The 24,580-nt window shown below is 53.7% G+C and carries 23 protein-coding genes and 1 tRNA gene; 16 read left to right on the top strand and 8 right to left on the bottom strand.

Annotated elements, in window-relative coordinates; genetic code table 11:
* On the top strand, positions 1-739 hold a 739-nt coding region (locus tag ABDW36_RS25600), incomplete at its 5' end, for an ABC transporter permease subunit (protein ID WP_343704791.1).
* Here the strand turns inward: ABDW36_RS25600 and ABDW36_RS25595 are convergent.
* The gene (locus ABDW36_RS25595; protein WP_343704790.1) at positions 720-1,187 is read right to left on the bottom strand and encodes an Rrf2 family transcriptional regulator; all 468 of its coding nucleotides are present in this window, start codon (positions 1,185-1,187) and stop codon (positions 720-722) included. The genes ABDW36_RS25600 and ABDW36_RS25595 overlap by 20 nt on opposite strands.
* 52 nt (positions 1,188-1,239) lie before the next feature.
* Positions 1,240-2,739 carry an MFS transporter gene (locus ABDW36_RS25590; protein ID WP_343704789.1) on the bottom strand — a complete coding sequence of 500 codons (1,500 nt, stop codon included), beginning with the start codon at positions 2,737-2,739 and terminating at the stop codon, positions 1,240-1,242.
* A gap of 84 nt (positions 2,740-2,823) precedes the next feature.
* On the opposite strand from ABDW36_RS25590, the gene ABDW36_RS25585 reads away from it, so the two are divergent.
* The 7 genes from ABDW36_RS25585 to ABDW36_RS25555 all read left to right on the top strand — a co-directional run bounded on the left by ABDW36_RS25585 (position 2,824) and on the right by ABDW36_RS25555 (position 10,510).
* Positions 2,824-3,891, top strand: coding sequence for a hypothetical protein (locus ABDW36_RS25585; RefSeq protein ID WP_343704788.1), 1,068 nt, complete (start codon positions 2,824-2,826; stop codon positions 3,889-3,891).
* A gap of 24 nt (positions 3,892-3,915) precedes the next feature.
* Positions 3,916-6,129, top strand: a complete 2,214-nt coding sequence (locus tag ABDW36_RS25580) for a molybdopterin oxidoreductase family protein (RefSeq protein WP_343704787.1) — start codon at positions 3,916-3,918, stop codon at positions 6,127-6,129.
* Positions 6,130-6,138: 9 nt separating this feature from the next.
* A complete protein-coding gene (locus tag ABDW36_RS25575; RefSeq protein ID WP_343704786.1) occupies positions 6,139-6,714 on the top strand; it encodes a 4Fe-4S dicluster domain-containing protein in 576 nt (191 codons plus the stop codon).
* Between the two features lie 7 nt (positions 6,715-6,721).
* The gene (locus ABDW36_RS25570; protein WP_343704785.1) at positions 6,722-7,222 is read left to right on the top strand and encodes a Rieske (2Fe-2S) protein; all 501 of its coding nucleotides are present in this window, start codon (positions 6,722-6,724) and stop codon (positions 7,220-7,222) included.
* 26 nt (positions 7,223-7,248) lie between these two features.
* The gene (locus ABDW36_RS25565) at positions 7,249-7,488 is read left to right on the top strand and encodes a DUF6755 family protein (protein WP_343704784.1); all 240 of its coding nucleotides are present in this window, start codon (positions 7,249-7,251) and stop codon (positions 7,486-7,488) included.
* A gap of 163 nt (positions 7,489-7,651) precedes the next feature.
* Complete coding sequence (locus ABDW36_RS25560; protein WP_343704783.1) at positions 7,652-9,379, top strand: hybrid sensor histidine kinase/response regulator; 1,728 nt, start codon at positions 7,652-7,654, stop codon at positions 9,377-9,379.
* A gap of 105 nt (positions 9,380-9,484) precedes the next feature.
* Positions 9,485-10,510: a hypothetical protein gene (locus tag ABDW36_RS25555; RefSeq protein ID WP_343704782.1), complete on the top strand. Its 1,026-nt coding sequence runs from the start codon at positions 9,485-9,487 to the stop codon at positions 10,508-10,510.
* Between the two features lie 37 nt (positions 10,511-10,547).
* Here ABDW36_RS25555 and ABDW36_RS25550 read toward each other — a convergent pair whose 3' ends face one another.
* Positions 10,548-11,504, bottom strand: coding sequence for a hypothetical protein (locus ABDW36_RS25550; protein WP_343704781.1), 957 nt, complete (start codon positions 11,502-11,504; stop codon positions 10,548-10,550).
* Between the two features lie 166 nt (positions 11,505-11,670).
* Between ABDW36_RS25550 and ABDW36_RS25545 the strand changes: the two genes are divergently transcribed.
* The gene (locus ABDW36_RS25545; protein ID WP_343704780.1) at positions 11,671-12,054 is read left to right on the top strand and encodes a hypothetical protein; all 384 of its coding nucleotides are present in this window, start codon (positions 11,671-11,673) and stop codon (positions 12,052-12,054) included.
* A 52-nt stretch (positions 12,055-12,106) separates the two neighbouring features.
* Here ABDW36_RS25545 and ABDW36_RS25540 read toward each other — a convergent pair.
* Positions 12,107-12,180, bottom strand: a tRNA-Arg gene (locus ABDW36_RS25540).
* Between the two features lie 128 nt (positions 12,181-12,308).
* Here ABDW36_RS25540 and ABDW36_RS25535 point away from each other — a divergent pair.
* Complete coding sequence (locus ABDW36_RS25535; RefSeq protein ID WP_343704779.1) at positions 12,309-12,782, top strand: 23S rRNA (pseudouridine(1915)-N(3))-methyltransferase RlmH; 474 nt, start codon at positions 12,309-12,311, stop codon at positions 12,780-12,782.
* 27 nt (positions 12,783-12,809) lie between these two features.
* Positions 12,810-13,427, top strand: a complete 618-nt coding sequence (locus ABDW36_RS25530; RefSeq protein ID WP_343704778.1) for a rhomboid family intramembrane serine protease — start codon at positions 12,810-12,812, stop codon at positions 13,425-13,427.
* Here the strand turns inward: ABDW36_RS25530 and tilS are convergent.
* Both tilS and ABDW36_RS25520 read right to left on the bottom strand, forming a co-directional pair.
* Positions 13,407-14,744 carry a tRNA lysidine(34) synthetase TilS gene (gene tilS, locus ABDW36_RS25525; protein ID WP_343704777.1) on the bottom strand — a complete coding sequence of 446 codons (1,338 nt, stop codon included), beginning with the start codon at positions 14,742-14,744 and terminating at the stop codon, positions 13,407-13,409. The genes ABDW36_RS25530 and tilS overlap by 21 nt on opposite strands.
* Before the next feature lie 11 nt (positions 14,745-14,755).
* Positions 14,756-15,070 carry a tetratricopeptide repeat protein gene (locus tag ABDW36_RS25520; RefSeq protein ID WP_343704776.1) on the bottom strand — a complete coding sequence of 105 codons (315 nt, stop codon included), beginning with the start codon at positions 15,068-15,070 and terminating at the stop codon, positions 14,756-14,758.
* A gap of 89 nt (positions 15,071-15,159) precedes the next feature.
* On the opposite strand from ABDW36_RS25520, the gene ABDW36_RS25515 reads away from it, so the two are divergent.
* From ABDW36_RS25515 to ispE, 4 genes are all read left to right on the top strand, one after another.
* Complete coding sequence (locus ABDW36_RS25515) at positions 15,160-15,900, top strand: electron transfer flavoprotein subunit beta/FixA family protein (RefSeq protein ID WP_343704775.1); 741 nt, start codon at positions 15,160-15,162, stop codon at positions 15,898-15,900.
* Positions 15,901-15,945: 45 nt separating this feature from the next.
* The gene (locus tag ABDW36_RS25510; protein WP_343704774.1) at positions 15,946-16,917 is read left to right on the top strand and encodes an electron transfer flavoprotein subunit alpha/FixB family protein; all 972 of its coding nucleotides are present in this window, start codon (positions 15,946-15,948) and stop codon (positions 16,915-16,917) included.
* A gap of 149 nt (positions 16,918-17,066) precedes the next feature.
* On the top strand, positions 17,067-17,669 hold the full coding sequence (locus ABDW36_RS25505; RefSeq protein WP_119080998.1) for a bifunctional nuclease family protein: 603 nt from the start codon (positions 17,067-17,069) through the stop codon (positions 17,667-17,669).
* A 4-nt stretch (positions 17,670-17,673) separates the two neighbouring features.
* Complete coding sequence (ispE, locus tag ABDW36_RS25500; protein WP_343704773.1) at positions 17,674-18,480, top strand: 4-(cytidine 5'-diphospho)-2-C-methyl-D-erythritol kinase; 807 nt, start codon at positions 17,674-17,676, stop codon at positions 18,478-18,480.
* Between the two features lie 60 nt (positions 18,481-18,540).
* Here the strand turns inward: ispE and rplT are convergent, their stop codons facing one another.
* Together rplT and rpmI are read right to left on the bottom strand one after the other, a co-directional pair.
* Entirely contained in the window at positions 18,541-18,885 is a 345-nt protein-coding gene (gene rplT / locus ABDW36_RS25495) for a 50S ribosomal protein L20 (RefSeq protein WP_119081000.1), read from the bottom strand.
* A gap of 39 nt (positions 18,886-18,924) precedes the next feature.
* The gene (gene rpmI / locus ABDW36_RS25490; RefSeq protein WP_343704772.1) at positions 18,925-19,122 is read right to left on the bottom strand and encodes a 50S ribosomal protein L35; all 198 of its coding nucleotides are present in this window, start codon (positions 19,120-19,122) and stop codon (positions 18,925-18,927) included.
* 519 nt (positions 19,123-19,641) lie between these two features.
* On the opposite strand from rpmI, the gene ABDW36_RS25485 reads away from it, so the two are divergent.
* The coding region (locus tag ABDW36_RS25485; protein ID WP_343704771.1) for a hypothetical protein at positions 19,642-24,580 on the top strand (4,939 nt) is incomplete at its 3' end.

Raw genomic sequence — 24,580 nt, 5'->3', positions numbered from 1 at the left:
CGACCTGCTGCGGAACCGGTCTGTGGCCGTGTACACACTGGTGCTGGCCCTGCTCTCCGTCAGCCTGCTCAGCCTGGAAAGCGGCAGCAGCAAGGCCCTGCTGAGCCTGCTGAATATTACCCTGCTGTTTGTTCCGGTGATCACCACCCTCTTTGCCACCATTTATTTTTTCAACTCGCTGGAATTTATTGAGCTGCTGCTCTCCCAGCCTGTCAAAAGGACCCGTGTACTGCTGGCCGTCTATTCCGGCATGGCATTTTCGCTTTCCGTTGCATTTATTGCCGGCGTGGGCCTGCCACTAATACTGATGGCGCCGCTCTTGCCTTCGCTCATTCTCATCTTCACCGGCGTAGTGCTCAGCTGCATTTTCACGTCTGTTGCTCTGCTGGTGTTTGTACTGACGAAAGATAAAACAAGAGGCATCGGCGCCGCCATTGTTGTGGCGCTGTTCTTTACCCTCCTGTTTGACGGGCTGCTGATGATGCTGATCTATGCATTCAGTGATTACCCGGTTGACAAGGCGCTGATAGGGGTGATGACCTTCAACCCGGTAGATCTTGCAAGGGTATTGATGTTACTGCAGCTGGATGCGGCGGTGCTGATGGGATATTCAGGGGCGCTGTTCAAAAAATTCCTGGGCACGCCTGCCGGCAGCGTGTACGCCGTGGTGAGCCTGGTATGCTGGGTATTTGTTCCGCTGCTGCTGGGTGTCAGGGTATTCAGGAAGAAAGACCTTTAGCGGCCCTGGACGGGCGGTTGCCGATCACCAGCTTGCCGCCGTCAAATTCTTCGGCCAGCTGCTGGATGGTAGTTTTCTCAAACATCTGCCGCAACTGTGCCCTGATAGAACGGTATTGCTCGTGCATGGGGCAGGGCCTGCTTTCGGAACACTCTTTCAGTCCCAATACACATTTGGTAAAAACCTCGTACTCCCCTACTGCTTCCAACACGGCACGCACCGGCAGCTTCCGCGCCGCTTCCGTCATGTAAAAGCCCCCGTTGGGGCCGCGTACGGAGCTGACTACCCGGTTATCCCTGGTTAGCAATTGCATCACTTTGGCGGTGAAAGAACGGGGCGAGTCAATAGCTTTGGCTATTTCTTCAATCCCCAGCTTCTTGTCTTCAGTACCTTTCAATGCAATATATATGGTGGCTCTAAGCGCGTATTCAGCAGATTTGGAAAGCATATTTGCCGGCTATTTACGCTGCAAAATAGCCATAAAACTGAAAAGGCGGCGCTTATTGATGCGGTATTTCAAACTTGTCTGCCAGGTGCGGTGCACCTTTCTTCATCATACGGGTGATGACGGCATGCATCCATACCAGGCAGAGCGCGGAGAGCAGGCATATGAACAGCCAGGAGCTGGTCCACAGCCCGGTGAGCTGCAGCAGGTAGCCGAACAGGATAGGGCCCACAAAACCGCCCAGGCCGCCTATCATGCCTACCATACCGCCTACAATGCCCACTTCTTTGGGAAAATATTCGGGAATATGTTTGAATACCGCCGCGGTGCCGATGCCCCATGCCATGCCCATCAACACAATAAGGCCTACAAACACCCATATGTTGGCCTGAAAATAAATGCGGGTAACGCCGGTAGCCAGTATCTGCTTTTTTGTGACTTGCTCGCCGGGCTGCACTGCGGCTTCCTGCCAGCTTTCTTTGGTGGGGAAAATAAGCTGCCTTCGGCTGCTGTCTTCCGGATGGGCGGCGCGTGCCTGCAGCGGGTATTGTTTGTTATCCACCGTAATCATGTCGGCGCTCACCGCGCTCACCGTACCGGCCTGCGCGGCCATAATACCGGCGCCGGGAGAGAATATTTCCATGCGGGGAATGAGCAGCAGAAAGCTGATCACCAGCGAAGCGCTCAGCACCCCGTACATCACCTTGCGGGCGCCGAACTTGTCAGACAGCCAGCCGCCTACCGCGCGGAACAGGCCTGCCGGCAAACTGAAGCAGGAGGCCAGCATGCCCGCCATCACCAGGCCGGTATTGTACACGTTCAGGAAGTAAGACACCAGCCATTGCGAAAACGTTACAAAACAGCCGAACACCAGGAAATAATACAGCCCGAAACGCCACACCCGCAGGCTTTTCAGCGGCTGCAGCGCCGCCTTCAGCGTTTTGCCCGCTCCTTCCGGTTTTTTGTTGCTGGTAAACACCATGAAAAGAATGGCCATTACCACCAGCGCCCCCGCGTAAATCAGCGGCAGCATCTTCCAGCCGTCTGGTTCCGTACCGTTGCCGGTGAGTCTGATGAGCAGCGAAGGGGCCACCATGGTAGTGATGGCGGAGCCGATGTTACCAACGCCGAAAATACCCAGCGCCCTGCCCTGCCACTGCTGGGGAAACCATACAGACGTGAAACCCACACCCACGGCAAAGCTGGCGCCCAGCAAACCAAAGAGGAAACTCAATATAAGGAACAGGGAATAGCTGGTGGTGGTAGAGAGCAGGAACAAGGGAATAGCGCAGAACAGCATCAGCCCGCCAAATACCCATCGTCCCCCTATCTTGTCTGTCAGCAGCCCCAGCGGCAGGCGCATCACGGAGCCGGTGAGCACCGGTATGCCCAGCAGCCAGCCCGCCTGCACCAGCGTCCAGTCTACAATGCCATTGTCCATCAAAAAAGTGACCAGTACGCCGTTCAGCACCCAGCCCGCAAAACAGACCGTAAAAGCCAGCGTATTAAAAAAGAGCACGCGGTATGCGGTACCTGTAGGATGTTGTTGCTCCATACATGCTGATTTTTTCTTAAATTAAGCAAACTATTTGAGTGTAAAGTGTGTTAGGTTAACAGGTCAACGCGAAAGGAAACAAAAATGTTCAGTTACCACCTCAACAAAAAAGCCTTTTGGGTAGCAACCGCCGCCACGTTATTACTGATAGCGCTCGTATTTGCAGGTTCCCGCAAGCTGCAGAATTTTGATGCCGCCCTTATTGCGTACCTTTTCGGTACGGTGTTCGCCACTTTCGGTATTGTATACCGCTACACGGTGTGGCTGCAGCGCCCGCCTACCTGGCTCTATTTCAAACGCACCTGGCAGATACTCTTCAGCGGGCGTTTCCTTCCCTACGCCTGGTTGTTTGTACGAAAATCCGTACGGAACATCGGCTTCCAGTATTTCATTCAGCCAAGGGGCAACAAACGCTGGTGGGGCCATTTCCTGATGGCCTCCGGCTGCCTGCTGGCCTTTGCCGTTACCATCCCGCTCACACTGGGATGGATACATTTCACCATGAACCCCGCTACCAGCATACATCCTGAAAGCACCAACCTCTACGAAGCGCATGTGTTCGGCTTCAGGCTGTTCGAGTTCAAACTGGGCTCCGTCATGGCCTTCCTCATCTTCAACGTGCTCAGCATCAGCTCCTGGCTGGTGATCATTGGCGTAGGGCTGTTCATGTACCGCCGCTTTACCAACGGCGGCCTCATTGCCACGCAGAGCTTTGGCGGAGACTGGCTGCCGCTGGTGCTGCTGGCCGCTATTGCGGTAACAGGGCTGGGCCTTACATATGATTATGTGTTCCTCAAAGGCATCACTTATGAGTTCATGGCCGTTACCCACGCGGTAACCGTCATCATTTTCCTGGTATGGATACCCTTCGGAAAATTCTTCCACATCATTCAGCGCCCCGCGCAGATAGGCGTATATCTCTACCAGGCGGAAGGCCGGCGCAAAGGCATGGCCAAATGCCTGCATACCGGCAAGGAATACACGCCGCAGCAGCATGTAGATGATCTCAAAGTGCTCACGCAGGAGCTGGGCATAGACTTTAATATAGACGGCAAAAGATCGCACCTGGACTATAGCCCGGAGGGCAAACGCTCCCTCATAGCGCAGGCGCATCTGAAAGCCCGGCAGGAAAGCGGCCGTTATTTCGGCTAGTATTACGGACCTATTGAAAACGATATGGCAAAACTACCCGTAGACCCTGAGAAACTGGTGGCTGACTTTGGCCCGCATCTCAATTACACGCCCAGGGAAGGCTATGCCGGCCGTGATGAGCCGGACAAGTCCGTACCCACCCATTGTTGCTTTTGCGGCATGCAATGCGGCATCAAACTGCTGGTAAAGGAAAACCGCGTGGTAGGTTTTGAGCCCTGGATGGAATTTCCCTTTAACGAAGGCCGCCTCTGCCCCAAAGGCGTGCAGCGGTATTTGCAGGACAATCATCCCGACCGCCTGCTCTCCCCTCTCAAAAGGGCCGAAGGCAAAGGCTTTGAGCCGGTAAGCTGGGATGCGGCCATGGAGCAGACCGTGAACGCCATCCGCCGCATCCAGGAGCAATACGGCAAAGATGCTTTTTCCGTACTGTCAGGCGTTTCCCTCACCAATGAAAAATCTTACCTGATGGGCAAATTTGCCCGTGTAGCGCTAAAAACAAAGAACCTCGACTATAATGGCCGCCTCTGCATGGTAAGCGCCGGCGCGGGCAATAAAAAAGCGTTTGGGCTTGACCGTGGCTCCAATAACTATTCAGACCTCAAAGGGGCGGAAGTGATCTTCATCTGCGGCGCCAATGTGAGTGAAACCTTCCCCACCCTCACCTACTGGCTGTGGCAGGCGCGAGACCTGGGCGCCAAGCTGATAGTGGCCGATCCGCGCCTGATACCCCTGGCCCGCACCGCAGACCTCCACCTGGACGTAAGGCCCGGCACAGACTCCGCCCTGTACGGCGCCATGCTGAAATACCTGGTGGATAATGACCTGCTGGACCATGACTTCATCAACCAGCATACCACCGGCTTTGATGCCACCATTGCAGCCGTGAAAGACTATACGCTGGAATGGGCGGAAACCGTAACCGGCGTGAGCAAAGAAAAAATACGGCAGGCCGCGGAATGGTGGGGAAAAGCCAAAACGAGCTTTTTACTGCATGCCCGCGGCATTGAGCATCACTCCAAGGGTGTAGATAATGTGCTGAGCTGCATCAACCTGGTACTGGCAACAGGCCGCATCGGCAAACCGTATTGCGGTTATGCTACCATTACCGGCCAGGGCAACGGCCAGGGCGGGCGCGAGCATGGGCATAAATGCGACCAGCTGCCCGGCAACCGGGATATCAACAACCCGGAACACCGTCAGTACATTGCCGGCGTATGGGGTATTGACGAAAAGGAACTGCCCGGCCAGGGCTACACCGCGTATGAGCTGATAGAAGCCATTCACCGCGGGGAAGTGAAAGGCCTGCTGTCTATCTGCTTTAACCCGCTGGTATCCCTGCCTAACAACAACTTTGTACGTGAAGCGCTGGAAAAGCTGGAGTTCTACGTAGCCATCGATTTTTTCCTGAATGAAACGGCTCGGTATGCAGACGTAGTGCTGGCCGGTTCCCTGCACGAAGAGGAAGACGGCACGGTAACCACCGCGGAAGGCAGGGTAACCCGCATCCGGCAGGCCGTTACGCCGCCGGGGAACGCCCGCACGGATACCGCCATTATACTGGAGCTGGCCGCAAGGCTGGGTGCTGCGGACAAGTTCAGCTACAACAGCAGCGAAGATATTTTCAATGAACTGCGCATAGCGTCCAAAGGCGGCACTGCGGACTACTACGGCATCACCTACGAGAAAATAGAAAAGAACATGGGCGTTTTCTGGCCATGTCCCACGTTAGACCATCCGGGCACGCCGCGCCTCTGGGAAGACCGCAAATTTGCCACGCCGGACGGCAAGGCGCACTTCAACCCCGTGAACTACCGCCCGCCCGGCGAGGTTACGGATGAAGATTACCCCGTGGTGCTCACCACCGGCCGCGTAGTGTCTCAATACCTGAGCGGTACGCAAACACGGCGCATCGGCAAGCTGGTAGACCAGTTTCCCGAACCGCTGCTGGAAATACACCCGGAGCTGGCCGCACGCTACGGCATCCGCCAGCGGGAAAAGGTAAAAGTGGTTACACGGCGCGGGGAGGCGGAATTTCCGGCCAACATTGTAGCAACCATCCGGAAAGACACCGTATTCATTCCGTACCACTGGCCCGGCAGAAAATCTGCCAACCAGCTAACGCCCGGCACGCTTGACCCCGTGTCTAAAATACCGGAGTTCAAAGTGTGCGCCTGCCGGCTGGAGCCCAGCGGGCAAATATCCCAACCCGGCACAGAAACTGCATTTGACAGCATTTAAAAACAGTATATGGAAACGGCCAATTATTTCAAGTCAGAGATGGAATTTTTCATAGACATGCAGCGCTGCATCGGCTGCCAGGCCTGCGTGGTGGCCTGCGCGGAATGCGAGACCAACGGGCATGAGTCTATGATACATGTCAATTACGTAGACCGCGCACATACCATTCAAACCACCGTACAGGTCTGCATGCATTGTGAAGACCCGGTTTGTGCCCGCGTTTGCCCGGCAGATGCCATCAGCAAAGACGAGTTTGGCGTGGTACACACTGCCAATACCGCCCGCTGCATTGGCTGCTCCAACTGCGTAATGGCCTGCCCCTTCGGGGTGCCGTTCAAGCAGGAAAAGTATGACCTGATGATGAAGTGCAACCTTTGTTATGACCGCACCAGCGCCGGTAAAAAACCGATGTGCGCCACTGTATGCCCCAGCGGCGCGCTGTACTACGGCACGCGTGAAGAAATGCGGCAGATGCGGCCGCAAAGCGACCCTGTGAACCATTTCCGCTTCGGCCATGAAATGGTAACCACCAAAGTCAACATCATGATGCCGAAAGGCGCCACCGTATTGAACGTACATGAATAGTAAAGAGATGGGAACGAAACAATACCCGCAGCCTCCTGACTGGCAAAGAGATTTCCCCTACCGGCAGGAAGAGGCCCGGCTGGTGACCCGCCGTGAGTTCTCCCGCATGCTCTGCCTTATATCCGCCGCTATGGTTACCGGCAGCGGCTATGTGGCCATCCGTTCTTTCTGGAAAGGAAAAAAAGGGCCGGCCGGCCGGTTCGCGGTTTGCAGTGTAAGCGAGCTGCCCCTGGGCGGCACCCGCTCATTTCAGCTTCCGGGCAGTAATACGCCCTACATCCTCATTCACCTGGAAAACGGGCAGTTCAGGGCTTACGAGCAGAAATGCACCCATCTTTCCTGCGCCGTGTTCTACAAAGCGGGCACTGGCAAAATAGAATGCCCCTGCCACAACGGCTGGTTTGATGCCAACACCGGTGAAGTGGTGCAAGGGCCGCCGCCAAGGCCGCTGCCGGCTTTGGAAGTAATGGTGGAAAGCGGACAGGTTTACGTGAACGGCCCGGCCTGAAAACAACCGGCTATAAAACAATTGCCATGAGTAATTTCAGAAGAGCGCAGGACGAAGCGCATCCCAACAAGACCAGCACGCTTACTCTTGCCATTATTGTGGTGCAGATACTGCTCATCACCCTGCAGATCTGGCTGCTGTACAGCGGCCTCAACAATACGCTGGAACATAACCGGGATGTTGCCATCCCCGCGCTGATAGCATCTTTCATTCTCTTCCTGGCCTGTTGCGGGCTGCTGTATTTTCTGCCGGGGAGAAAACGCTGACCAATCCGCCGGAGGCGCACCATATTATAATTTCCTCCTATTTAATTACCTTTGCGGGGTACTGATCATGTGCTGTTACCGGTCGGCCTGACCATATAAACCCTTTTTACGAAAATTCCGTATATTAGGTAGGTTAATCGACATGTACCCTAACTGAATATCCATGCTTTCCCTTGACAAATTTCCCGTACTTGCTAAGCTGCTGCATGCCGGGGCTGATACACAGAACAAAGAGCTCAATAAGAGGGTGCATACCACCAATGTGATCAGCGTGATCACCGGATCACTGTCATTTTTCATAGGCATTTTCCTTTTCCTGCTCTCCGGCAGCCACCTCATCCTTTACCCAGCTTTAGTGGAAACCGGCCTGTTTGCCACGGTCATTTTACTGAACTACCTCCGCAAATATTTTATGGCGGGGTTGCTCAGCCACCTCATCCAGTGTATGGCCACCATCTGCTTCGGTGTATTGCTGGGGCGTGTTGTTGACGCCCAGCTGATGGCCGTGTTCCTGGTAGGTACCCCGCTCCTCCTTTTCCGTGAGCGCAACATCCGCATATTGTGCATCCTGTTCAGCTGCATTACCATGGTGCTGCTGGAGCTGAACGCCCACTACCACGTGGTGGAGCCTATTGCTATCAATACCGGCCTGCAGGTGCTGTTCCGCAGTCTCTCCATTGCCATCATCCTTTTCCTGAACGGCATCGTATTGTTTTATTACGAAAGGAACAGCCGCAGCTTGCTGCAGCAGGTACAACAATCCAATAAAGACCTGGAAAAAGTAAGCGCGTCAAAAAGCGTATACGTGCGGGAAACCACCCACGAGCTGCGCGCGCCCCTCAACGCCATTCACAGCGTGAGCCAGTTCCTCCATAACGGGGACTACGTGCCGGCAGACCTTCCCAAATACCACCGCAGCCTCCATCATTCCTCCCACCTGGCGCTGGAGATCATCAACAACGTACTGGAGCTGGCCAGCATTGAAAGCGGCAAGGTGCATACACTGCTGGTGAAAAGGATCAACATCCGGGAATGGCTGCATGACGCTACGGAAATTTTTGCCCAGCATGCGGCGTTCAAACAGGTGGAAGTGCTGGCCACGGTAGATGATGACGTGCCGGAGCAGATCAACTTTGACCCGGTGAAAGTAACGCAGATACTGAACAACCTGCTGAACAACGCCATCAAGTTCTCTTTCCCGCTGGGGAAAGTGACCGTGCATATTGCCGGCGCGGCGGGCGGCTGGATGCTCTCTGTGCGGGACCAGGGCATGGGCATGGACCAGGAGCAGGTGAAACATATATTCGATCCATTTTTCACCACCCGCCAGTCTAACGCCTACGGCACCGGCCTGGGGCTGCACATTGCGCAGAACCTGGCCCATATGCTGAAAGGGCAGATTACAGTGGAAAGCGAACCGGGCAACGGCACCATTTTCAGGGTAACGCTGCCTAACGTAGATGCCCCCACGCCGGCCATGGATGAGCCCGGCCCGGCACATTTCCCTATACCGGAAGGCGTTTCCATATTGGTAATTGACGATGACAGGATGAGCGTGGAGCTGTTGTGCAAATATCTTTCCTCCATCGGCATACGCCCCGTTACGGCCGCTAACGGGGAAGAAGGCTACCAGCTGGCCCTGTTGCACAAACCGGAGCTGATATTGCTGGACATGGAACTGCCGGACCACCCCGGCATGGAGCTGCTGGCCCGGTTCAAGGCACAACCCGCCCTGCGGCACATCCCCGTAATATTCGTGACCGGCAGCGCGTTTGCGGAAGACCAGGACGCGGCCATGCAGCAAGGTGCCGCGGGCTTTCTCACCAAACCCGTCTATTTCCCGAAAGTAAGGGCCATCATTTCCGGCGCCCTGTCACTCGTTGGTAACTGATATTTCATCAATAACGGTAGTGCATCTTTTCAGGCATGATGTATCTTGAATATATTTATATTCATAGACACTCATATTACAGTAACCTTTTAAAAGATGCATGTTATGCCACAAGTCATCCTTCCCGGGCGGCTCTATTGCCCGTTTCCCTCCCTTATTAATTGTAACGTAGCCGAAGCGGACCAGCACACCGCCAACTGGCTGATGCGCTTCAACCTGGTGCGCTCTCCCGAACACCTGAAACATTACCGCCAGCAGGGCTTTGCATGGATGGTGGCCAGAATGTTCCCGAATGCCGGATATGAAGCCCTTTGCGCTTTTACAGACCTGAACACCCTCCTGTTCCTGCTGGACGATTACCTTGACCACCAGGAAGAAGAAGCTGCCTCCGAAGGGCGAGACCACTCCGTACGCAGCATTATTGAAGGTTTCATTTACACGCTGCGCAAGCCGGAATTTGGCCAGCAGTCAGGCAATCCCGTGCTGATGGCTCTTTCAGAGCTGTGGCACCGTATGAAAGGTATGAGCACCAGGGGCTGGCAACGCCAGTTCATTGCCAGCATTGAAGACATCTTCAACGCCGCCATCTGGCAGCATGAAAATGTGAAAGTGCGCCGCTGGCCTTCCCTGAGAGACTACATGGAGCGCCGCCAGTACCTGGGCGCAGCCAACATTGCCACAGACACCATTGCCGTGGCAGACAACATCAGGCTGCCGGCACGCCTGTACAACCACCCCGTGGTAACAGAACTGACCAAACTCTGCCGCAACACCGTATGCTGGGCCAACGACCTTTTCTCCCTCAGCAAGGAGCAAGGGCATGGGGATTATCACAACCTGGTGGTGCTGCTGGGCCACGAAATGAACGTACCCATTGAAACGGCTATTCACAAAGCCTGCAAGATCCACGATGAACAGGTGGAGCAGTTCATCACCCTCTCCCGCAACCTGCCGGATGAAGGGCCGGTGATGAAACGGGAACTGCTGCGGTATGTAGCCGGGCTGAAGAACATTATGCGCGCCAATATAGACTGGAGCGACTATGAAACGTCACGCTACAAGTATGAGTACGATGAACATGTGCGTGTACGGAAAGTGAGAGATCATTACCTGATGGAAGAAACAGTATAAAGCCAATACCGGCCGTCTCAAAAAGAGGCGGCCTTTTTTAATTACTGCCGGGCTTGCCTTCTATCAGTTCCTTCGTAATAAGCTGCAGGTCTTTTTTCATGAGAGATATCCGGGCCTCCAGCTGGTCAAGCATGGCAGAGCGGTCATCCAGCTCATCTGCCGAATATTTTCCGCCTTCCCCGAAATACAGGCTGCCGCGTTCTTTCAGGGCCAGCTGGTCCATAGACTGCCATTGCGCTTTCAGAGATTCCCGCAAGGAAGGAGCGCCCTGGTTAAAAGGCAGGTTGAGGTAATACCAGATGAGCGGCGGAAAGTTGCTGGTGGAGTCTGCGCCAAACCAGATGTCTTGCAAGTGGTTCCTGCTATGGCTGAATACAATGTTGCGGTCAATCTTGAGTGACAGAATACCCAGCGTGGCCTCCGCAATGCCGCCCGTAATCGCTATTTCTTCAGAAAGGTTCTCGTTGCCGTTATTAGACAGGTTCATGACCCCTACCAGCAGCCCCGTGGCCGCACCGGTGATGATAGCCGCCACCGTGATCTTCCGCTCCGCCTTGCTCACTTTTTCCCGCAACAGTTCCTTGTACTGGTCTGCCCGCTCTTCTTCACAGTCAAGCTCCGCTGCCGTAGCGGATATTTCAAGGGAGGCCAGGTCTACCCGCTCCGCCACATGCTGCTTCAGCTCCAGCCATTGCAGCCGCTCCTCTGTTGTAAAAGTGCCCTTCCCTTTTTCTTCCAGTTGCATAAGTTGCTGCAACTCTCCTTCAATGCCCAGCAAACTGGCCAGCTGCCAGCTTTTTTTAGAGAAGCGCGCCAGCATGGCCGGCGTGAGCGGCCGGTGCAGGTTGGGCGTCTGCCATACATAATTGCGGGGCGTGGTAGGCGCACAACTAACGGATTGCGCCTGCAGCTGCACTTTGCTGACAGTTTTGGTAGTGCCGCAGGAAAAAAGAATTGGAACAAACAAAAAGCACAACAGGTAGAGCCTCATCATACATCATCGTTTTAAAAGCGGTGAGCTGCCCTTCTGGATCATTCCCTGCGCCGCTGCGTCAAATTTAGGCATTCCGCGGGAATAGCCGTTTGATGACTCGTCAACCTGCAGAATTTTTTTTGTTGCTAAATAGGAATAACTTCTATATCAAAAACCAGTTACCGTCATGAAATTCCTCTTCGCCGTTCTCCTCTACATGCTTCCCCAGCCCATCTCCAACAGCCCGGAGCGTTTGTACCGGCTGAAAAAAGACAATGGAGCTTATTGCGAAATACGCATTTCCCAAGAGAAAGATCAGGTGAAAGCCTCTGTTTTTGCCTGGTGGGATACGCCTTCCGGCCGGCATGGCATATTCTCCGGCGCCGGAACGCGCCGTGGTGATAGTTGCCTGATAACTGAGCCAGGGCAAACCTGCCGGCTGAAACTGGTGTTCCATCAGCAAGGCCTTGACGCCGTGTTCCAGGAGTGTATGGATGAAAATATCCCGGAAGATTTTAATGGGCGTTACTTCCCCGCGCGCAAAAGTTTGCAAAAAATAAACAGCCGTTAGCAGCAATAAAAAAACCCGGTAAACTTTCATTTACCGGGTTTGCCGTTCTCTGTGACTCCGTCAGGATTCAAACCTGAAACCTTTTGATCCGTAGTCAAATGCTCTATTCAGTTGAGCTACGGAGCCATTCGTATTGTGTTGAACGGGATGCAAATGTAGGGAGAATTTTTATTTCTGCAAATCTTTTTTCAAAATTTCTGCCCCTTTTATTTTTTCCATTTACTTTTGGCCTAACATCTAAAACGCTGAAACCCGTGAAAATACAGCTCTGGAGCATTGGCAAGGAAAACGACGCCTACATCAACGAAGGCATCAAAATTTTCCAGAAAAGATTACAGCATTACACAGATTTCGACATCAAATTAATCCCCACCGTGAAACAGGCCAGCAGCCTTTCCGTTCCGGAACTGAAAAAACAGGAAGGGAAAATGATACTGGATATGCTGCAGCCGCAAGACTACCTGCTGGCCCTGGATGAAAGGGGAAAAACCATGACCACCCTTCAGCTGTCGGACTTCCTGCAACAGCGCGCCAATGCCGGCACCCGCCAGCTGATCATACTCATCGGCGGCGCTTTTGGCATTGATACCGCCGTGCTGGAACGCGCGCAAACAAAACTGTCACTTTCGGCCCTTACCTTTCCCCACCAGCTGGTGCGCCTCATCGTTGCCGAGCAGCTTTACCGGGCCTATACCGTGCTCAACAACGAGAAATATCATCATCAATGATTATTTTTACAGCTTAACAGAAAACTTATGACCCTTTCCATAACACTCATTATAATTATTTTCACCGCACTGATATCTATTACTTCATTCGGCCGGCCTGACCAGATAGACAAACTGAGCTTCTGGCCTTATATGATACATGAACGTAACCAGTGGTACCGTTTTGTGACAGGAGGTTTTGTACATAACGATTACATGCACCTCATCTTCAACATGCTCACCCTCTGGTTCTTCGGACGGGCCATGGAGCAGATATATGCTGCGGTTTTCGGCAGCAAAATTTATTTCCTGCTGCTGTATGTGCTGGGACTGGTATTGCCGCAGGTGTCCACCTATTTCAGGAACAAGGAGAATTTCGGCTACAGGGCCATCGGGGCTTCCGGCGCTGTGTCTGCCGTGCTGTTTTCCATTGTGATATTCGAGCCATGGTTCACCATTTATCCCTTCGGGCTGATACCCATCCCCGCGGTGATATTTGCAGGGCTGTACCTGGGTTATTCATGGTACATGTCCAAACGCGGCATGGACAACATTGGTCACGACGTTCACTTCTGGGGCGCCGTGCTGGGCCTGGTATTCCCTATTGTGCTCAAACCTGAACTGTTCAAAATATTTATTGCCAAATTAATGAGCCCCTCTTTTTAACTGCAGCCGGCAGATCTCTTTTGTAGCGGGCGTTACCTTGAAACGGTCGTCTATACGCATGCCGGCCACCCATACAATGCGCTGCCCTGATTCCAGCACCCATATTTTTTCTTTTTCCGGCAGGGACAGTTTCTGGTCAATAAAAAAGCGGCTGAGCTTTTTCTTTTTCTGCATGCCGAGGGGATAAAAATAATCGCCCTGTTTCCACCGGCGCAGCAGCAACGGGAATTGCAACCGGCTTTTGTCTACACTGGCTATATTGGCCGATGTGGGCAACTCGGCGCCTTCGGCCGGCATTACCTGTATGCTTATTTCCGCGCCTTCCGGCAGCAGCAGCCCCTCCTGCCCTTCTTCTATCACAAAATGCGCTGAGCTGGCCGCTTCCAGCGGGGTAATGATCAGCCAGCTCCTGTCCCGCACCAGCCGGTGTGTGGAGGAAGCCACCCATTTGCCCGGCCCGCTGCCGAGCAGGTCTTCCACCTGCAGGGCCTGTGAAGGGCTGAAATTAAAGGGTTTCAGCAGTTCATATAAAATAGTCCCCAGCGGCTCCGCTTTTTGCAGCTTGAGCACAGGCATGAAATATTCCGCTCCCCGTTGTTCCACCAGCTTTTTACGATGTACCTCAATGGCCTGGCGGTAAAGGGTTTCCGCTTCACGCATACGCTGGATGGTGGCGCCGGTGTTTTTTACTACTTCAGGGAAAACAGCCTCCAGCTTCGGCAGCACCTGGTGGCGGAAATAATTTCGTGTATACTTGTCCGTGGCGTTGGAGCTGTCTTCCACATGCTGCAGTCCGTTGGCTGCAGCGTATGCCGCAATTTCCTCGCGTGTGGCAAATAGCAGCGGCCGCACCAGCCGGCCCTGCCGCGGCAATATGCCGTGCATGCCCGCCATGCCGGTACCTTTGGAGATATTCATCCACAAGGTTTCTACATTGTCTTGCATATGATGAGCGGTGGCTATAACAGCCAGTCCCTCTTGCTGCCGCAGCTCCTCCAGCCATGCATAGCGCAGCTCTCTTGCCGCCACCTGTATGGAACATTGATGGCTGGCGGCATAAGCCGCGGTATCGAAACGTTTCACATGAAAAGGCAACCCGTAAGTGGCAGCCAGGTGCTGCACAAAAGCCTCGTCACGGTCAGATTCTGCGCCCCGCAGCCCGAAGTTGCAATGCGCCACTTCCGCGCGCAGGCCCGCCTGCACGCAGAGGTGCGTGAGCGCTACGGAATCCAGTCCCCCGCTCACGGCCAGCAGCAGCGGGGCGGCAGGGTCAAGAAGCCGCTCCGCGGCCATGTAACGTGTAAACTGTTCTGTCATCCGGTGTGGCATTATTCGTCTGTCAAATCTTCGTGGGCCGCCTGTAATTCGTTGTAGGCATGCATATCCCGCGCTTCGCGGGCCACGCTCATCCCCTTCTCGTACACGGCAATGGCCGCATCCCGCTCACCGGTACGCTCCAGCAGGCGCCCCAGGTGGTAATAGGAACCTACATAGCCGGGCTCTTTTTCCAGCAGGGCCTCAAAAATGCCGCGGGCGGTGGCGTCGTCTTTCAGCTTGATGTATTCCAGCGCCAGCGCGTGCTGCAGGAAGCTGTCTCCCGGGCTGCTCTCCAAAAATGCCTTCAATTGTGCTATTCTGTCCATGTACGTGCTAATTTTAAAAGCGGACGGGCTGAATACCTAAATCCCATATATTTGCCTACACTGCATTTTTAAACAAAACAGTTACGGTTATGAAGATATTAGTATGTATCAGTAAAACGCCCGACACGACTGCAAAAATAGCTTTCACGGACAACAACACGAAATTCAGTGAGGCCGGCGTACAGTTCATCATCAATCCGTATGACGAGTGGTATGCATTGGTCCGGGCGCTGGAATTGAAAGAAACGCAGGGCGCAACGGTACACCTGATAACGGTAGGCGGCGCAGACACAGAACCCGTGATCCGCAAGGCGTTGGCGCTGGGCGGAGATGAAGCCTTCCGCGTAAACGCAGACAGTACTGACAGTTTTTATATAGCTTCCCAGATTGCGGCACACGCCAAACAGGAAGGTTACGATATTATCTTCACCGGCAAGGAAACGATTGACTACAATGGCTCCGGCATAGGTGGCATGGTGGCGGAACTGACGGGCCTTCCCTTTGTATCTATTGCTTCAAAATTTGACCTCAACGGGCAAACGGCCACCCTCCGCCGTGAAATAGAAGGCGGTGAGGAAGTGTGTGAAGTGGACCTCCCCGTAGTGGTGTCTTGCCAGAAAGGGATGGCAGAGGCCCGCATTCCCAACATGCGCGGTATTATGGCCGCCCGCACCAAACCGCTGAAAGTGGTGGAGCCTGTGGCGGCAGACAGCCTTACGGCTATTGTCTCCTTTGAGCTGCCGCCCGCCAAGGCCGGCGTGAAAATGGTCCCCGCGGATAACGTGGAAGAACTGGTGAAACTGCTGCATGAAGAGGCCAAAGTGATCTAGAACAGGGCCGGTTGTTTCAATTTTTTACTTATTAAACTTAATCAGATGTCTGTTATCATATTTGCCGATCAGTTTGAAGGAAAGATCAAGAAATCAGCCCTGGAAGCCGTGCAATACGGCGCCAAAGTAGCCCGGCAAACCGGTACTACCGCCACGGCGGTGGTTTTGGGCGAAGTGGGCGCCGAAGAGCTGGCCGTTCTGGGCCAGTACGGCGCCACAAAGGTGCTGCATGCGGCCGATGCCCGGCTGAACGAGCCGGAGGCCGGGGTGGTGACAAAAGTGCTGGCCGAGGCCGTAGCCAAAGAAAACGCCGGTATTGTTGTTTTCTCCCACAACTTTTCCGGCCGCGCCGTAGCGCCGCAGCTTTCCGCACGGCTGAAAGCAGGCCTGGTGGCCGGCGCCATCTCTCTGCCTGACATGGCCAACGGCTTTGTGGTGAAAAAGAACGTGTTTTCCGGCAAGGCTTTTGCCAACGTAAATATTACGTCCGAAAAGAAGATCATATCCGTGCTGCCCAATACGTTCAGCCTGGAACCCGGCAGCGGCACCGCTTCCGTGGAAGCGTTCAGCCCCGCCGTCAGTGACGCGGACTTCAGGGTGAAAGTAGTGAAATCGGAGACCATCAGCGGGGAAGTGCCCCTCACGGAAGCCGAGATAGTTGTAAGTGGTGGCAGAGGCCTGAAAGGACCCGAAAACTGGGCGCTGGTAGAAAACCTGGCCCATGCCCTGGGCGCCGCCACCGCCTGCAGCCGGCCCGTGGCAGACTCCGGCTGGAGGCCTCACCACGAGCACGTAGGCCAAACCGGGTTTACCGTACGCCCCAACCTCTACGTGGCCATCGGTATCTCGGGCGCCATTCAGCACCTGGCCGGGGTAAACGGCAGCAAAGTGATAGTAGTGATCAACAAAGACCCGGAGGCCCCTTTCTTCAAGGCGGCAGACTACGGTATAGTGGGCGACGCCTTTGAGGTGGTACCCAAACTGACCGAAGCCGTCAAGAAATATAAAGGGAATTAATTATATCTCATTGGCCAACAACTATTGGCAGCCGGTTGAAAATGAATTGGCTGCCAATAGTCTACGGCCAATGCTTTTTAGATATCGATTATTTTTCTAACTTCACGTCTTACTCCGAATAAACGTGAGCGCTAACGCGTAATGACAGTATGAGAAAAATAGAATTGGAAATAGTTGCTTTGTCGCATAGTATTACACAAACCCACTCTTACGCCGTGGTGCTGGGAGAAGTGAACGGATTAAGACGTTTGCCCATTGTGATAGGAGGGTTTGAGGCACAAGCCATTGCGGTAGCGCTGGAAAAAATGCAGCCAAGCAGGCCCCTGACGCACGATTTGATGAAAAACTTCATGAATGCGTTCAATATTGAATTACACGAAGTTATTATCAGCAATTTGCAGGAAGGGATATTTTACTCCAAACTGATCTGTTCCAATAACGATGATACCATAGAGATAGACTCCCGCACCTCGGACGCACTGGCGCTGGCGGTGCGCTTTGGTTGCCCTATTTATACATACGAGAACATTCTCAATAGCGCCGGTATCCTGCTGGACGACCCTGCAGGCAAGAAAGCGGCCAAACCGGCCGGCAGTCCGGCCATTTCCGAACATGAGAAAGGTGCGGAAGACGACCTGAAAGCCCTGAACCTGGACGAGCTGAACACCCTCCTGCAGGAGGTGCTGGAGCAGGAAGACTATATCAGGGCCATTGCCATCCGCGACGAGATCAATAGCCGAAAAAGTAAATAACGCTGTGGTCCTTTTTCCCAATTGCAAGATCAACCTGGGTTTACATGTGCTGCAAAAGCGGTCTGACGGTTTTCACGACCTGGAAACTGTTTTCTATCCCCTGCCCCTGTACGACGCGCTTGAGATCGTAACGGCAGAAGAGCCCATTTTCTCCCATAGCGGCATAGAAATTCCCGGAGATGAAGGCAATAATCTTTGCCGGAAAGCCTATGAACTGCTGAAGCAGGACTTTCCCCAGCTGCCCGCCGTACACATTCACCTACATAAGAACATTCCCATCGGGGCCGGACTGGGCGGCGGCTCCTCAGACGGGGCCTTTACCCTCCGTATTCTCAATACCCGTTATAACCTGGGCCTCTCCACAGCGCAACTGGAAGCTTATGCCGCCCGGCTGGGAAGCGACTGCCCTTTTTTTATCAGGAACGCACCCTGCCTGGCCCGCGGCCGCGGGGAACTGATAACGCCCCTGCAGCTGGACCTCAGCCAATGGTCTTTTTTACTGGTACACCCCTGTATTCACATCAATACAGGCTGGGCCTTCGGTCAGCTGACACCCGGCGCCCCCGCCCTGCCCCTTGAAAAGGTAGACTGGGCTAACGTACCTGCCTGGAAGGAGCAACTGGTGAATGATTTTGAAACCCCGGTATTTGCCGCCTACCCGGTAATTGGGGGTATTAAGGAAAAGATGTACCGCCATGGGGCGGTGTTTGCTGCCATGAGCGGCAGCGGTTCTGCTGTGGTAGGGATCTTCCCGAAGAACGGCATACCGGAAATGCGGTGGGAAGCGCATTACAGGGTATTCAGGATATAAAAGGCACAAAAAAGCCGGTAACGTAGGTCACCGGCTCTTGTATACTTGGATGTAAAAGTCCTATTTCACGGAGGCAACGAGGCCTTTGAAAGTTTCAGGCTCATTCATTGCCAGATCAGCCAGTACTTTCCTGTTCAGGCCGATGTGTTTTTCTGTCAATCTGTGAATAAGCTGAGAGTAAGTCAGACCTTCGGCCCTGGCTGCAGCGTTGATACGGGCAATCCAGAGAGTACGGTATTCTCTTTTCTTCAGTTTGCGACCAACATAGCTATAAGTGAGGCCTTTCTCCAGAACGTTCTTGGCTACGGTATAAACGTTTTTACGTTTACCGTAAAAGCCTTTCGCTTGTTTCAGGATCTTTTTCCTTCTGGCTCTGGACGCAACTGCGTTTACTGAACGAGGCATGGTATGCTTTTTAAAACTTGTTTAGTGAATAAAATGAGATTAGCGAAGTACGAGCATACGCTTCACCAGGTTCAGATTTGCATCAGCCACCAGGCTACTTCCTCTCAGTGAACGTTTTCTTTTGTTAGACTTTTTAGTCAACAAGTGACTTTTGTAAGCGTTCGGGCGTTTGATCGCTCCGCTGCCGGTCACCGTAAACGTCTTCTTCGCACGGCTATGAGTCTTTACTTTAGGCATTATACTACGAATTTGGTCTGCAAAGGTAGCTAATTATTTCATAAAAGTCACATGCCACACAAAAAAATTCATTTATTTCCTTCCCGCATGAAAAAAAGTTAACATTTTTTCCACCTGATTAACGGCTTGACTCTCAAACCGCCTCATACTTTATAAACAGCTATAACGTGATTTTTTGGCATCCAGCGGGAAATTCCTATTTTTGTTTATTCCTATATTATCATTAATTTTAATTTCAGATATTTTAAAATTTGTCCATATACCTATTGAAGTACCGAATAACCGAAGCCTATGAAATCGATCCTTTACACCTGTGAAATGGGGCCATTCATCCAACGCTCCTCATTGTTCCAAACACTTTATGTCAACAGGCAGCTCCTGCCCTTCCGGCAGTGATTCGCCCTGTAATCTCTCCTTACAAGGCTAATGTTTCACCTAATTGTTGCGACAATGAGAAGATTTTTACTACTGTTATTTATATTAACGGGTGCCCTTACTGCGGATGCACAATATGCGTATATGACCGCCCCTGAAAAGGTGTGTCTGAACGCCTACGCCAGCGTCCGGGCTTTCCGGTCTGATAAAGGCACAGTTGACCATGTGCGCTGGCGGATCACCCTGCCAGACGGGTCAATAGTCAACCAAACATCCAATAACACTCCCTCGGCCGCCGATGCACCGCTCTTCCGGTACATCGGCAGTAAGGGGCAGTCCCTTACCATCAATCTGACCCAGGTAGGCACCTACAACCTCCGGGCACGCGTATACCGGAATGGCAGCGACTATTACGAAGTGACAAGGCAGATTATTGTCGAAGATTGTACAATGGAGGTTTGCGAGGGCGACTACTCGCCTGCTTCGGATTTCAAGGAAACTTTCGGCCAATTCCCTGTTGGCGACGATGCAAGAAGGGCCGTAGATCCTGCCGTTGCTACCATCGAATACAACTTTGACGGCGTGGCGGGCCATGAGCTGGCGGACAACTGGTACAGCATTCACTGGAACTCACGCGACGGCGGCAAGCAGCAGTGGGACTATGTTGAAGACCATACCCGCAATGGCCGCGGCGGTATGTTGATCGCGAACTCATCGGAAGAGAAAAAAACATTCTATAAAAGGCTGGTTACTGGACTTTGCCCCGGAGCAAAATATAATTTCTCCGCCTGGTTCATTAACCTGAACTCAAGAGAGGTATTGGATAACGTCTGTCAAAATACAGCCAGTAATCCTTACCGTTATGCGGGCGTTACTTTTATTATCAGGAACGCTACCACCAATGCCATTATTAAACAGTTCAATACAAACGATGTGTCTATGGACCTCTCCCGGCCAGATCTCTCTGCAGAAGAGCAGCGGCTGGCGGGATGGCAGCAGTTTGGCGGTACTGTGGAACTGGCAGGTGGTCAGGAATCTGTGTGGGTGGAAATCAAAAACAACAACCCCGGCGGTTGCGGTAACGACATTGCTATTGACGACATCGAGTTCAAATACTGCGGCCCCAGGATTTACTCCTATATTGATGGTGAATTTGTGACGGATAACCTGGTGTGTCCGGGTGCGGCGCTGACCCTCACTTCAGTGATCACACCTGCAGATTACTTTACAAACCCTGTTTACTCATGGGAAATCAACAAACAGGATGGTAACGGCTGGCAGGTGATCTCCCCTTCAGACCCGGGTTATACCGGCGCTACCACCCCCACGCTGAACATCCTTACCGGAACACTGCCGGAAAAAAACACCTACCTCTACCGGCTGATGGTCATTGAAGCGGGCAATGAGGCCAGCGGGCGGAGCTGCTATACACCGTCCAACTTCGTAACGCTGCGCATCCTGGAAATGCCTAGCCTCACCGCTGCCGGCCGGATCTGCCAGGGCGATATGACCAAGCTGACGGCCAATTACCTGAAAACGCCTTCGCAAGACGGGTATGAAACATTCACCTTCACGGGGCCCGACATTGTGACCCCCTGGCCTGAAGCTACAACCCAGCCGGCCAATGAAATTTACGTGCGGCCCAGCGTAACCAGCACCTATACGGTAACCGGTTCCGTACAATATGGTAATGAGCCCACCACACACAACCCGCGTATCTGTTACAGGACCACCAGCGCCGAAATCATAGTAGATGAAAGGCCGGTTGTAGAACTGGGCCCGGACCAGCGCGTGTGCGTGAACACCCCCATTACGCTCGATGCCGGTGCAGACAACGCCGCCTACTCTATCCGCTGGGCTCCGGGCAACCAGACCACCCAGACAATTGATATTTTATCTCCTGCCACAGGCAACACCACGCAAAACTATTCTGTAACCGTTACCAACGGCACCTGCGTGATCACGGATGATGTTAATATTACCTCCGCCAGAACAATTCCGGCGGTTATTACCACTACATCGCCCATCCAGTGCTCTGACGTCACCAAAAACTTTACGCTGACGGCTTCCCTGCAAACCGGCTACTCCGCCACCTGGGAAATTGTGGGAGACCCGCATGGCGCCACCATTACGCCGAACGCTGTCAATCCCAACCAGCCAACGCTGACCAACATGCCGTTGAATACGGACGTGCGGGTAAGGCTGACGGTGACAGCTGACGGCACTGACTGTTCTACCACCGCTGAAAGGATATTCAGGCTCAATACCAACCCGGTAGCCACCGTGGCGGCCACCAACATCACACAATGCTCTCCTGACTTTGTGATGGACGCCAACACGCCCGATGCTTCGCTGGGCCATACCGGCAGATGGACAGTAAACCCTGCCAACGCCAACGTATATATAGACCCCGCCGAGGTGAGCAACCCGGCAGCGCCCATCAGGTTACTCAATGGCATTACTACCGCCACCGTAAGGTGGACGGTAAGCCCGCCCAGCGGCACCGGGTCTTGCCCCCCGAAATACGTGAACGTGACCCTCAACGTACTGCCGCCGGTAACAGTTACTGTAGCGGATGCCAGCCGTTGTATAGACCCGTCCAACCTCACGTTCAGCGTACCGTTCACCACGTCCGGCACCCCCACGAGGTATGACCTGATAGCGGAAGACCCGCTGCCCGGCTTTACGGATATAACGAATGCAACGCTCAGCGGTACCAGCTTCTCCATACCGTACAGCGCATCTGCTCCTGCGGGTACTTATACCTTCCGCGCAAGAGTGAGAAAAGATGCCGGCACCACGGGTGTTTGTGACGCGGAAACCACCTTTGAGCTGACTATTGCCGCTCCCTCTACTCCTCCTTCCATTGCCGCTCCCAACGTAGATATCTGCGCTGGCAGCTCCGCCACTCTTGAAGTAACAGGTACCCTGGGTACCGGTGCTGAATGGGTATGGTATACCGGCAGCTGCAACGGCACTGAAATAGACAGAGGCGCTTCTATTTCCGTATCACCTTCTACTACCACTACTTACTATGTAAAAGCAGTGAGCAGCGGCCCTTGCGGCAACACCGTTTGTGCTACTGTAACCGTGCGTGTATATGAAGATCCGTCTACCGCAAATGCGGGCCCTGACCAGGAGCACTGTAATGTTGCGGCCTTCAACCTGGCAGCTGCGGCACCCACCACCGGTACCGGCCAGTGGAGCGGTACGCTTCCTGCAGGCGCTACCATCAGCGACTGGAATAACCGCAATGCCACGGTGAACCTGCCTGCAGGACAGACCGTTACCCTCACCTGGACGGTGACCAACGGACCTTGTACAGCTTCTACAGACCAGGTAACGCTCACCAACCTTGTTGCGCTCGGCAACAATACCATCAGCGCCAGCCAAACCATCTGTTATGGCAGCACGCCCAACGCGCTTATGGGCACAACGCCCTCCGGCGGTAACATTACTTATGCCTACCAATGGCAAAGCAGCACCACCAGCGCTACTACCGGTTTTACAAACATATCCGGCGCCAACAACGCTGATTACACGCCCGGCGCGTTGACCACTACTACTTACTACAGAAGAGTGGTTACCTCAGGCACGTGTTCCAGCACCAGCAACGCAGTGACCGTTACTGTGAACGTTATTCCCGCATTCACGATGGATAGTCCGATAGATGCATGTAACGCGTCCGGGAAATTTGACGTGAAATACCAGGTAACGGCCGGCGCCCCGGTGAGATATGACCTTATTGCCATTGCTCCCGAGCTCACCTCCTTTGTAGATATTATAGACCAGCCGCTGCCAACCGGCCAGATCACGATCAATTACCCCGCCAGCACACCCGCAGGTACTTACGGTTTCCGCATAGTGATGCGTGACGCGGCAGGCTGCTCCAGCACGGCTGACTTCACCGTTACCCTGGAATCCCTGTCAACCCCGGCATGGATTGAGTTTACGCCTAGCCGCATTTGTGAAGGAGAAACAGTGACGATGACCGCAAAAGGCGGTAACCTTGGCTCAAATGCAGAATGGGTATGGTATGAGGGCGATTGTGGAACGGGTACAAGGCTGGGTACCGGTCTCACCTGGACCACAACGCTTACGGAAACCACTACTTTCTCCGTACGCGCGGAAAGCGACAGGGCATGTAAAAACAGCGACTGCGCCAGCGCAACCATCACGGTAGATAAAATGCCGGATGCGCCAAACGCCGGTGCAGACCAGGAACATTGTAACGATGCGGCCTTCACGCTCAGCGGCTCTACCCCCAGCATTACCGGCGCCACCGGTACATGGTCATGGAGTGGTACGCTGCCCGCCGGCGCTACCATTAGCGATATTCACGACCCGGCTGCTACCGTGAACCTGCCTGCAGGACAGTCTCTCACCCTGACCTGGACAATCACTAACGGCGCCTGTACTACCAATGGCGACCAGGTAACGCTCATCAACAGGTTGCCGATCAGCAACAACATTATTTCGGCCGATCATTCCATTTGCCCCAACGAAACGCCGAACCAGCTCACCGGTGCTACACCGGCTGGTGGTAACGGTACCTATGCCTACCAATGGCAAAGCAGCACGTCTAGCGATCCCGCTACCTTTGCTGACATTAGCGGTGCCACGGCAGCTAATTATACACCTGGTGCATTGACCGCTACTACTTACTACAGGAGAATAGTGACGTCTGGAGAATGTGAGTCTGTCAGCAATATCATCACCGTAACCGTTAACGTGACGCCGGTGTTCACCGTGCAGAACGTTGCGGCCATCTGCAACACCGCCACCACCTTCAGCCTCACCTACACCGAGACTGCTGGTGACGCTTCTGAATATGACATCAGGGCCGCCGGCGCCAACCCGATGACCGGCTTCACCGACATCACCGGTCAGCCGCTTACCGCCAGCCCGCTTTCCATCGCAATGCCTGCAGGCGTGCCAGAAGGCACCTACACCTTCACCCTCACCCTGCGGGATGCCATCGGATGTGAGAGCACGCAGCCTTTCACCGTGATCATTGAAGAGCCGTCTTCCGCTCCCACCATTGCCGTGCCCAGCATCAACATCTGCGTGGGCAGCTCCGCCA

Source organism: Chitinophaga sp. (genome assembly GCF_039596455.1).
Taxonomy (GTDB): domain Bacteria; phylum Bacteroidota; class Bacteroidia; order Chitinophagales; family Chitinophagaceae; genus Chitinophaga.
This window is presented reverse-complemented; position numbering and strand designations above follow the sequence as displayed.

Bases quoted from the DNA above. Each gene is read 5' to 3' on its own strand.
- ABDW36_RS25570 (WP_343704785.1), top strand. From the start codon at position 6,722: ATGGGAACGAAACAATACCCGCAGCCTCCTGACTGGCAAAGAGATTTC.
- rpmI (WP_343704772.1), bottom strand. From the start codon at position 19,122: ATGCCTAAAGTAAAGACTCATAGCCGTGCGAAGAAGACGTTTACGGTG.
- ABDW36_RS25510 (WP_343704774.1), top strand. From the start codon at position 15,946: ATGTCTGTTATCATATTTGCCGATCAGTTTGAAGGAAAGATCAAGAAA.
- ABDW36_RS25515 (WP_343704775.1), top strand. From the start codon at position 15,160: ATGAAGATATTAGTATGTATCAGTAAAACGCCCGACACGACTGCAAAA.
- ABDW36_RS25595 (WP_343704790.1), bottom strand. From the start codon at position 1,187: ATGCTTTCCAAATCTGCTGAATACGCGCTTAGAGCCACCATATATATT.
- rplT (WP_119081000.1), bottom strand. From the start codon at position 18,885: ATGCCTCGTTCAGTAAACGCAGTTGCGTCCAGAGCCAGAAGGAAAAAG.
- tilS (WP_343704777.1), bottom strand. From the start codon at position 14,744: ATGACAGAACAGTTTACACGTTACATGGCCGCGGAGCGGCTTCTTGAC.
- ABDW36_RS25585 (WP_343704788.1), top strand. From the start codon at position 2,824: ATGTTCAGTTACCACCTCAACAAAAAAGCCTTTTGGGTAGCAACCGCC.
- ABDW36_RS25505 (WP_119080998.1), top strand. From the start codon at position 17,067: ATGAGAAAAATAGAATTGGAAATAGTTGCTTTGTCGCATAGTATTACA.
- ABDW36_RS25545 (WP_343704780.1), top strand. From the start codon at position 11,671: ATGAAATTCCTCTTCGCCGTTCTCCTCTACATGCTTCCCCAGCCCATC.
- ABDW36_RS25550 (WP_343704781.1), bottom strand. From the start codon at position 11,504: ATGATGAGGCTCTACCTGTTGTGCTTTTTGTTTGTTCCAATTCTTTTT.
- ABDW36_RS25520 (WP_343704776.1), bottom strand. From the start codon at position 15,070: ATGGACAGAATAGCACAATTGAAGGCATTTTTGGAGAGCAGCCCGGGA.
- ABDW36_RS25575 (WP_343704786.1), top strand. From the start codon at position 6,139: ATGGAAACGGCCAATTATTTCAAGTCAGAGATGGAATTTTTCATAGAC.
- ABDW36_RS25555 (WP_343704782.1), top strand. From the start codon at position 9,485: ATGCCACAAGTCATCCTTCCCGGGCGGCTCTATTGCCCGTTTCCCTCC.
- ABDW36_RS25580 (WP_343704787.1), top strand. From the start codon at position 3,916: ATGGCAAAACTACCCGTAGACCCTGAGAAACTGGTGGCTGACTTTGGC.
- ABDW36_RS25590 (WP_343704789.1), bottom strand. From the start codon at position 2,739: ATGGAGCAACAACATCCTACAGGTACCGCATACCGCGTGCTCTTTTTT.
- ABDW36_RS25530 (WP_343704778.1), top strand. From the start codon at position 12,810: ATGACCCTTTCCATAACACTCATTATAATTATTTTCACCGCACTGATA.
- ABDW36_RS25565 (WP_343704784.1), top strand. From the start codon at position 7,249: ATGAGTAATTTCAGAAGAGCGCAGGACGAAGCGCATCCCAACAAGACC.
- ABDW36_RS25560 (WP_343704783.1), top strand. From the start codon at position 7,652: ATGCTTTCCCTTGACAAATTTCCCGTACTTGCTAAGCTGCTGCATGCC.